Annotated in this window: 8 protein-coding genes; 5 read left to right on the top strand and 3 right to left on the bottom strand. The window is 43.0% G+C overall.

The features are described 5' to 3' along the window. The first annotated feature begins 153 nt into the window (after positions 1 to 153). The gene (locus tag AC1DPZ_RS16275) at positions 154 to 1,218 is read left to right on the top strand and encodes an aldose epimerase family protein (RefSeq protein WP_477405240.1); all 1,065 of its coding nucleotides are present in this window, start codon (positions 154 to 156) and stop codon (positions 1,216 to 1,218) included. 156 nt (positions 1,219 to 1,374) lie between these two features. Continuing rightward, a complete protein-coding gene (locus tag AC1DPZ_RS16270) occupies positions 1,375 to 3,291 on the top strand; it encodes a gliding motility-associated C-terminal domain-containing protein (RefSeq protein WP_477405238.1) in 1,917 nt (638 codons plus the stop codon). Positions 3,292 to 3,842: 551 nt separating this feature from the next. On the opposite strand, the gene AC1DPZ_RS16265 is transcribed toward AC1DPZ_RS16270, so the two are convergent. Then, a complete protein-coding gene (locus AC1DPZ_RS16265; RefSeq protein WP_477405236.1) occupies positions 3,843 to 4,235 on the bottom strand; it encodes a DUF7674 family protein in 393 nt (130 codons plus the stop codon). 646 nt (positions 4,236 to 4,881) lie between these two features. On the opposite strand from AC1DPZ_RS16265, the gene AC1DPZ_RS16260 reads away from it, so the two are divergent. Further along, a complete protein-coding gene (locus tag AC1DPZ_RS16260; protein ID WP_477405234.1) occupies positions 4,882 to 5,325 on the top strand; it encodes a KTSC domain-containing protein in 444 nt (147 codons plus the stop codon). Between the two features lie 104 nt (positions 5,326 to 5,429). Here AC1DPZ_RS16260 and AC1DPZ_RS16255 read toward each other — a convergent pair whose 3' ends face one another. Further along, a complete protein-coding gene (locus AC1DPZ_RS16255; RefSeq protein WP_477405232.1) occupies positions 5,430 to 6,020 on the bottom strand; it encodes a nucleotidyltransferase family protein in 591 nt (196 codons plus the stop codon). A gap of 17 nt (positions 6,021 to 6,037) precedes the next feature. Beyond that, positions 6,038 to 7,189 (bottom strand): XdhC family protein, encoded by a 1,152-nt coding sequence (locus AC1DPZ_RS16250; RefSeq protein WP_477405230.1) that lies wholly within the window; start codon positions 7,187 to 7,189, stop codon positions 6,038 to 6,040. A gap of 362 nt (positions 7,190 to 7,551) precedes the next feature. On the opposite strand from AC1DPZ_RS16250, the gene moaA reads away from it, so the two are divergent. Next, a complete protein-coding gene (gene moaA / locus AC1DPZ_RS16245; RefSeq protein ID WP_477405228.1) occupies positions 7,552 to 8,541 on the top strand; it encodes a GTP 3',8-cyclase MoaA in 990 nt (329 codons plus the stop codon). 120 nt (positions 8,542 to 8,661) lie between these two features. Further along, positions 8,662 to 9,858, top strand: a complete 1,197-nt coding sequence (locus AC1DPZ_RS16240; RefSeq protein ID WP_477405226.1) for a molybdopterin molybdotransferase MoeA — start codon at positions 8,662 to 8,664, stop codon at positions 9,856 to 9,858. The last annotated feature ends 239 nt before the right edge of the window (positions 9,859 to 10,097 follow it).

Genomic DNA, 10,097 nt, shown 5'->3' with positions numbered 1-10,097 from the left:
GTTAAGGAATAAGCAAAAACTGCTTGATTTTAAACTAACGGTAAAAAAAACTGCTTTTGAATTATTTATTTAAAAATCTATCATTAATAATGTTGCCTGCCTGCATATCTTTGGCAGCCTGTAATCAACCATCAATCAAAAAAAACAACCGATATGACGGATAGTACCAAAACTCCTGCTGATGCATTTGAAAAAACAATCGATGGAAAACAAACCCATTTATATACCCTTAAAAACAAGAATGGAATAACTGCCACATTCACCAATTACGGTGGCCGTATTGTTAGTTTATTAGTTCCCGATAAAACCGGCAAACTTACCGATGTTGTTTTAGGGTTTGACAGTGTAGATGGTTTTGTAAATTCAACAGAACGTTATTACGGGGCTACCATTGGCCGCTATGGCAACCGTATTGCCAAAGGGAAATTTAAATTAGATGGCATAGAATACCAGTCATCTATTAATAATCCGCCCAATACATTGCATGGTGGTAAGCAGGGTTACCAGGAAGTAGTATGGGACGCCAAACTGATTGATTCCACTACCCTGGAGTTAAGTTATCTATCGAAAGATATGGAAGARGGTTACCCTGGTAACCTAACCATAAATGTTATTTATAGCTTAACTGATAATAACGAATTTAAATGCGTTTACGAAGCCCAAACCGATAAAAATACCATTGTTAACCTAACTAACCACGCGTTTTTTAACCTGAACGGCGAAGGCAGCGGTACCATATTGAACCATTTGCTGCAGGTTGATGCCGATAACTATATCCCGGTTGATGCAGGATTGATCCCTACCGGTAAAATAGAACCGGTAAAAGGCACCCCCTTTGATTTTACCAAGCCCGAAACCATTGGCATAAGGATAGATGATGATAATGAACAGCTAAAAAACGGCAAAGGTTATGATCATAACTACGTGCTAAACAAGCATGATATCACCACACCGATAGCTACCGTTATAGGCGATAAAAGCGGTATTAAAATGGAAGTTTATACCGAAGAACCTGGCATTCAGTTTTATAGCGGTAACTTTATGCAGGCAAAAAACGTGATGAAACGCGGTATAAAAGATGAGTTCCGTACCTCATTTGCATTGGAAACACAACATTATCCCGATTCGCCAAACCAGCCGCAATTCCCTTCAACGGAGTTGAAGCCGGGTGAGGTTTACAAAACACAATCATTATTCAAGTTTTCGGTAGTTAAATAAATCGTTTGCTTCATTTATATTTAAAAAGGTTTTGCCATTTGGCGGGACCTTTTTTGTTTTACCTGCAAAAAAAAGACGGATCCATGTACGATTCCTTTCTTCCGGAATCTCAAATCTTACATCTCAAATTTTATCGTAACTTTCGGGCAGCCGTTCATGAACCCTTTATTATTATCGAAACTCGCCAGGCAACTGTTTAACGCAAAATATTATTTTATTGTGGGCTTATTGCTGTTTGCCAACCTGTGTTTTGCAACAAACGCCAGTACGCCGCTGGTAACCATCAGTTCATCGCCAACAAGCGCATGTAAGGGGGAGCCAATTAAGTTTACCGCGGCGGCTGTTAATGGCGGTGCTTCGCCTGTTTATCAATGGCTGGTGAATGGCGTTGGTGCCGGTGTTAACCAAAATACTTTTACAAGTACTTCGCTTGCCGATGGTGATATGGTGATGTGCCGTATGACGGCTTCGGGCGGCGGCGAAACTGTTAACAGCAATATGCTTACCATCAATATCCTGTCGCCGCCAACCATTGTGCAGCATGATACCGCCATTTGCCCCAATAGCGGCCTGCTGCTGCAGGCGGATGTTACCGGCGCAGCGTATGCCAAATATAAAACGGTCGATTTTTCGAACCAGTTTAACTTCAACATCTCCACCAATACCTTTGGCCTGCAGTTTGTAAATTGCCCAACGGGCAACGTCACTTTTAACGGCATACCGTTTATCCTGTACCCCTGGAGCAATACCTATACCGGCTGGAACGCCACCAATGCCACCGGTCCCGATCCGCGCAAATTGTTCATCCCCGTAAACGAGGATGGTGTTGTGGCCATCAACCTGCTGGCCAATACCTATTATGGTGTACCCGGACCGACATCCTATGTGAGCGTAAGCTTTTGGGCAAATGGCAGCGAAGTGTACAAAAAAGACCTGATAGGCGACCAGGACATTCGCGACTATAATGCCGCCCAGTTCACCAACCAAATCAATAACGTAAGCACTATAAATGCCTGGCTATCTCCCAACAGGCAAAACCGGCTGGACAATGTACGCATCCAGATGCCAAGCCCAACCCGCATCGATAGAATTGTTATTAACGACCACGGCGGCAATGGCCAACGCATTTTTATCCTTGGAGCCACAGTCGAAAAAACGCCAGTGGGTTTAAAATGGTCAACCGGCGAAACCACGCCCGAAATAACCGTTTATCCATCGCAGCCAACTACCTATACCGTAATGGCTACCAATGGAGTGGCAAGCTGCAGCAGCAGTAGTATCAATGTAAGCATGACCATTCCGCTGGTGCCTTCGGTAAGCATCAGCCAATCGGTAAACAATGTATGCCCTGGCACGTCTATTACCTTTACAGCCTCGGCCATTAACACCGGCAAAGAGCCCACTTACCAGTGGCTGGTAAATGGCACAAGCGCCGGCACCAACAGCCTCACCTTTACTACCGGTTCGCTGGTTAATGGCGATGTGGTAACCTGCCAGATGACCCCCAATCTCCACTGCGTTACAATTCCAACAGCAACCAGTAACGCCCTAACCGTAACCCTTTTACCGCAAGCCACAGTTGATGCAGGCCCTGATGTAACAATACACCAGGGTGACCAAACCCAACTAAACGCCACCGTCAGTGGCGATATCCTGAGCATGCAATGGAGCCCCGCCACCGGCCTTGATAACCCCAGTATATTTAGGCCCATAGCCACCCCAACGGTAACAACAAAATATACACTGCTGGTACAATCCCAAAACACCTGTACCGCCACCGATAGCATAACAGTAAAGGTATTGCCTGCCAATATCGTAATCCCCAATGCCATTACCCCTAATCACGACGGGGTTAACGATGTATGGAACATCCAGTACCTCGACCAATTTACCACCTGTACCGTAAACGTATTTAACCGCTACGGCCAGCGGCTTTTTTTCTCCATCGGTTACCAGCAGCCCTGGAACGGTACCTATAAAAATAAGCTGCTACCTGCTGGTACCTACTATTACATTATTGATTTAAAGGATGGCAGTCCGGTAAAGTCGGGGTATGTGGTTGTGTTGTATTGAGGAAGGTGTTTGTAAATGGGATAGATGTGTGATTGCGGGGAGCGGAGAAATTGTGAAACTATGCAGATTGAAACCGGGCAGTGTGGTATTGGCACCTGAACCACAAAAGGCTTCCAGCGGCAAATAATATCGGCGATAGCAGGTGGGGTGATACCCCTCTGGGGCATAAGGGTGTTGGGCGGTTTTTCTACAAAGCTTATGTTCCTCTGGAACATTTTTGAATTTAAATATCCGGTATAGTTAAAGCAGAAATTACATTCCACTGGAACATGCCCAAATTTGATTACCCCAGGAGGGTAAAAGCTTTGTAGAAATTTGCAGAAATCATATCCTCCCGGAACATGCCCAAATTTGATTACCCCAGAGGGGTAAAAGCTTTGTAGAATCCAACCAACCCATGCATTTTTGCTCCAGAGGAGCAAAACATCCTTCTGTAGGCCTGTGGCAGGATTCTGTAGCTAATGTAAGGCAGTGATAGGGGTAATATATCTCATTATAAAGCTCGAAGCAATCGCGAACTATAGAGGTTTAAGGGGCTGACACAGTTTATTTTACAGACCCTCTAAAAATTTATTAAGTTTCTCATTCTTCGGTATTGATGCGTGATATGTATTTAGCTCAGAAATTATTTGTTTGAATCTTTCTGGTAATATCTTCTCAACCACACCTCCTATGGACATTTTTAATTTACCTATATAAGAAATATAAAGCGAATTTCTAACTTCAGGATTTACTATATCATAGTTTACTTCAACAAACAAAAAGCATTTTTTAACCAAATCTAAATTATTGAGGTCAATTGCCTGTTGTGTAAATCTTCTAAAACATCCTATTTGTAATGATATTAGTCCTGCATAATCTTCATCTATCACTTCTTCTTTTAGTTCGGGAAACTCTTCGATAAGTTTTGATATAAAAGAACTATCATCATGTGTGTTATTCATTTACTGCCTTTTTAATATTGTTTGAATTCTATCTTTTTCTTTTTGAAGACCATTCTCCAAGCTGGCGCAAGTGTGTCCGGATTATTTATCACAACGATAGTCATTTACCAAAGTCAAACATAGTTATAGTACTTGTATAAAGCTGCCATTACTCCGTTAAATCAATCATCTTTATTAGCTCATCTGGGTGCAAAAAAGCCATTACGGCAGGTGGCCCCCCAGCAATGGTGCTACAAACCGTTAACATCTAACGATGCAGGCTGCTTTTTATTTATTCAAAAGCCCGCAACAGATAGCAGTAAATACCGGCCTTACGCTTAAGGCCTTGCAGGCGTATAAACGGATAGCCCGGGCCGCAGGCATTGCCCTTATTAAGTCAAAAGTCTCCCGCATGCAAGTCTTCTGGGTTTATGTTGTTCTCACGTACAGCTGGATACATAATATGCGCCTCTGCCAGGGGCAAATCCGACATTTGCCGCTTTGCATTTTAAGTAAATGTTAACAACAGAACATCTCTTAAATCATTTCGTAACCCGGCCTATAAATAATGGCTTAAAAAGTGTAACTTTGCGCCATTATTTTCTTGAAAACAAAGCGCTTAATTTCAATGCTTTCTGCTTCAACGACAATAAATAAAATTAATAGCATGAAAAAAATTGTCGACTACAGGAAGCTTTTGGGCGTAAACGAAGCTGCCGAGCTGCAGGAATTAAAAACCAACTACCGCAATATGATGAAAACCTGGCATCCGGATAAATTCCAGGATGAGAGCAGGGTTGAGGCTGAAGAGAAAAGCAAAACCATTATTGAAGCCTACCATTTTTTGGTGAGCATTGCCCCAGAAACCCGCGGTCAGAGTTTAAATGAATATACACTTACAACTTCGTCATCAAACATTGCCGATTTTGAATACAAATCGCAGGTATTAAAAATTACTTTTTTAGATGGTAACGCCTATGAGTATTTTGATGTACCAAAAGCGGTTTATATAAAGCTGATCAATGCCGATTCGCCAGGTAGATTTGCCCGCAGGCATATTTATAACGAATATGTTTACAGGAGCGTGAATAAGCTGGTGGCAACAGCCTAAGTTTTTAAGTCTTAAGTCGGAAGCCTTGAGTCAGAAGTCTAAAGTCGTAGGTTAATTCTGACTCAGGACTCCCGACTTGAGACTTCTGACTCAGAACTTCTCCCTCAAGCCCGGTTATTCAACCGTTCGTAATCTTCAATAGTATCAATATCAATAGCTCCCAGGGCAAAGGGAACTGTTGCCACATCGTCGGGATACAGACCAATAAGTTTTTTAGCGCCTTCGTTCCCTGTTAAACTCTTCAGCTCGCCGAAGTGCTTTTTATCAAATAAAGCGGGTACGCCAAAGGTGTTTTTGTATTCACATGCAACAATACCGCTATCGTTTTCCGCTTTTCGTTCTGTTAACTGGTAAATAAGCCAGGAGTCAACAAAAGGTTGATCGCATAGCATCAATATGGCTGAAGTTGTTAAGGGTTCAAGCTTTTGCAGCTCTGCTACCCCTAACCTGATAGATGAAGCCATACCTTCTTCCCATTGCGGATTATAAGCAATGTTCACCTGTTGGTCGGATATGTTTGGTCTAATCTCGTCTTCATTGGCTCCCAGTACTACCAGCACAGTTTCGCAACTGGCAGAAGTTAGTGCCGTTTGTATAGCTCTTTGTAATAATGTTTTCCCCTGGTAAACAAGGTTTTGTTTTGGCGATCCAAAGCGGCTTGATGAGCCCGCGGCAAGTATGATTATCCCGGTCATGCGTTTGTTAATTACTGTTAGTGCATAGGCTGCTGTATAATCTGCTCCGGTTCGCGGTTATGGATACTGGCTTTATAACGTAATGATGTACCTGCTCTTTTTTTTAGCACCGCTTGCATTTCGGCAATGATGGAGAGCGCAATTTCATCGGCATTTTCTGATCCTATATCCAAACCCGCCGGTCCAAATACGCTTTCTAAGTGCTTTGGAGTAATTTTTACGCCCTCCTGGGCAAATTCATCCAACATTCTTTGCAAGCGTTTTTTTGGTCCCAGTACCCCGATGTAAGAGAGACTGAGCGGCAGCAGTTGCTTTAATACGCATTGATCGTAATTATAGTTGTGTGTCATGAGGACAATTAATGTACGTTCGTCAATAATTATTTGCGGCAACACGTTTTCCGGTTTTGAAACAATGATTTTTTTGGCAAGCGGGAACCTTTCGGCAATGGCGTAGTTCACCCGGCCATCAACAATATAGATCTGCCAGCCCAACGCCGCCGCTATTTGCATCAATGGGATGGCATCATTACCTGCGCCAACTATTATCAGCGAAACCGCAGGCTGCAACAACTCAATAAAGCAGGTGAACTTATCGCCGTATAAATAAGTTTTGGTTACCGAGTTGCCATTTACCAAAACATTTTTGGCATCGGCTAATAACGCGTCTTTGATCTCGTCGTCGGGAAAATCTCCTGTTATCACTTCGTTTTTATCAAGTAACAGGCATGTACCGGGTTGGGCAGCCTGCTTGTTGTTCATGGTAAAAAGGGTAACAAGCACAACCGGTTCGCGTTTGCTTAAAAATTGCTTAAAAAATTGGATGGGATTATTCAGCTTACCGGCAAAAATGGGTTCAATCAGTATATGGATAATGCCGTTGCAACCCAAACCAACGCCCAGTTTGGCATCGTCGTCATCGGTGGTATCATAAGTAACCAGCATGGGCTTGTTTTGGGCCATAACCAGCCGGGCTTTACGCAGGGCATCACCTTCAAGGCAGCCACCACTTATGGCGCCCGTAAGCTGCCCGTCTTCGGTAATCAGCATTCGGGCGCCGGCACGGCGGTATGATGAGCCTTCTACATGCACAACGGTGGCTAAAGCCGTTTGTAATCCGCTTTTATCAGCCTTATCAAAGGCGTTTACTATGTCTTTTAATTCTTTCACGGGGTGATATGGTAAATTTTGCGAATATCGTGGCGCAAGCCAGCAATCGCTTTTAAAATTAAATTAAAACTTTCACCATAGCGATGGGTTTCAAACCCATCGCYATTTGCCAATATTCTGTGCCAAACAGTTTCATTTAATAGATTTTTCTGGCGTTTGACCCTTTAAATATTTTAAAAGCGATTTCCCTGAGCGCAAGCCGGATTCCCGCTTTACAAATTGATATTATCATGTCTAAACTATAAAAAAGTACATTTAAACCACAATGTTCAAATTTGTAATTTTTATTTTTACATTAACATCATTAAACTTAAAAACCACAGATTTGTTGATTAAATTGTATACACTGTAAATTTTATAACTTGTTAATAGATAATCACGGCCGAAACATCAATTACCTTCGCCTTGCGGTGACCGACAGGTGCAATCTGCGCTGTTTTTATTGCATGCCCGAGCATGGCCTCAACTGGCTATCCCGTAAGGAACTGATGAGCTACGAGGAAATGTTGCACACTTGTTCCCTGCTGGTAAAAATGGGCATCCAAAAAATCCGTATTACCGGCGGCGAGCCATTTGTACGCAAGGATATTATGACCCTGCTTACGTCAATTTCGCAATTGGATGGATTACAGGACCTGAGTATTACAACAAATGGGGTTTTAACCGCACCTTTTGTGCCCGAACTTAAAAAGATAGGCGTACGATCTGTAAATCTTAGTTTAGATACGCTGGACGCCAATCGTTTTTTCACTATTACCCGCCGAGATGAATTTGCCAATGTTATGGCCGCTTTAGAGGCTTTGCTGCAGCATGATATAGAGGTTAAAATAAACGCCGTGGTAATGGATGGCAAAAACACGCAGGATATTATTCCATTGGTTGAAATGACCAAAGATTTGCCCGTAAGTGTAAGGTTTATTGAAGAAATGCCTTTTAATGGCGATGGGCACATTTATACCGGTTTGCAGTGGGATTATGTGCGCATACTGGATGAGATTAAAAATAAATTTCCGCAGATCCAAAAACTTACCGATCCGGCTTACTCCACATCATATAATTATCAAATACCGGGGCATAAAGGTACAATTGGTATCATAGCAGCCTATTCGCGCACGTTTTGTGGTACCTGTAACCGGATCAGGATAACCCCGCAGGGCGAATTAAAAACCTGTTTATATGATGATGGCGGGCTTAATATTAAGGATTTGATACGCAACGGTGCCAGCGATGATGAATTGCGATCGGTTTTGCTGGATGCTTTTGGCAACCGCGCTGCAGATGGCTGGGAAGCCGAGAAGTCGCGCGTGATACACCCCGGGCTTCATGAATCAATGGCCTCTATCGGGGGGTAGTAAGCTTAAGGCTAAAAGCTAAAAGCAGAAAGCCGATGCAATGAGGGCTCTTATATTTATACACTGCTGAGATCAAGGAAAACGCTTTAGGCTTTCTGCCTTTAGCTTTTAGCTAAAACTATGACAACTGTTGAACAAGCTGAGAAACTAATACTTGCCCAAATAAAAGATTATGGTGATGAAACTGTACCCTTTGAACTGGCTCTGGGTAAAGTTTTAGCCGAACCGATAAAGGCCGACCGCGACCTGCCGCCCTTTAACCGGGTAACTATGGATGGCATTGCCATTGTGTACCAGGCTGTTGAAAATGGCATCAGCACATTTCATATAAAGGCAACCCAGGCCGCGGGCGATGGCCCTGTTGAAATTACCGACCAAAACGAGTGTATCGAGATCATGACCGGGGCGGTTTTGCCGTCGTCGGTCAATACGATTATCCGTTATGAGGATCTGGAGATAAGGGCAGGGTTAGCCAGTATTAAAGTGGAGGGGATTAAGCAAGGGCAAAATGTCCATGTACAAGGCGCCGATAAAAAACAGCACGAGATATTGGCAGCATCGGGCCAGTTGGTTACACCGGCTATCATTAGCCTGGCTGCATCGGTTGGTAAAACTCATTTGCTGGTAAAAAAAATGCCCAAAGTAGTCATTATATCATCGGGAGATGAACTGGTAGATGTACATGAAACGCCTTCGCCATACCAGATCCGTAAATCAAACAGCTACACGGTTAAAGCGGTTTTGCAGCAGCATGGCCTGCAGCCGGATATTCTGCACATCCCGGATGATCCTGAAATTACGAAGGCACAAATTCAGCAATGCCTGCTAAGTTATGATGTGCTGCTGTTAAGCGGCGGTATTTCTATGGGCAAATTTGATTATATCCCCCAGGCATTGGAAGATTTGCGGGCAGAGAAAATTTTTCATAAAGTAGCACAGCGCCCCGGTAAGCCATTTTGGTTTGGCAGGTACCAGGATAAAGCCCTGGTTTTTGCCTTTCCCGGCAACCCGGTAGCCACATTCATGTGCCTGCACCGGTATTTTTTAACCTGGTTAAATGCAACCTTAGGTTTGGCAGAACAATCGCCCGTTTATGCTGTTTTAGATAAGGATTTTAAGTTTCAGCCCCCTTTGCAATATTATTTACAGGTGAAATTGAACAGTAATTTACAGGGACAATTAATAGCATCGCCTGTAGAAGGAAATGGTTCAGGCGATTTTGCTAACTTAGCAGATACCGAAGCTTTTTTAGAATTACCTATGGAAAGGGATGGTTTTAAGCAGGGAGAGGTGTTTAGGATATGGAAGTTTGTTTGAACCGGAATTTCAGGAATTTATAGGATTTGCTGAATTATTTCCGCAATTATAAATTACCGTCTGCAAAGCAATTCTTAAATTCTAAAAATTCGTTTAATTCGAGTTCAGATAAAATTATAATGTTAACCCATATAGATAAACAAGGCAACCCATCAATGGTTGATGTATCTGCAAAGCAGGTAACTCATCGTACCGCAACGGCACGCAGTATTGTTGTTTTGCCCGATGAGGTGTTGCAG

Source organism: Mucilaginibacter sp. P4_G9, assembly GCF_056400985.1.
The sequence above is the reverse complement of the archived record's forward strand: the minus strand, read 5'-3'. Positions and strand labels throughout refer to the sequence as shown.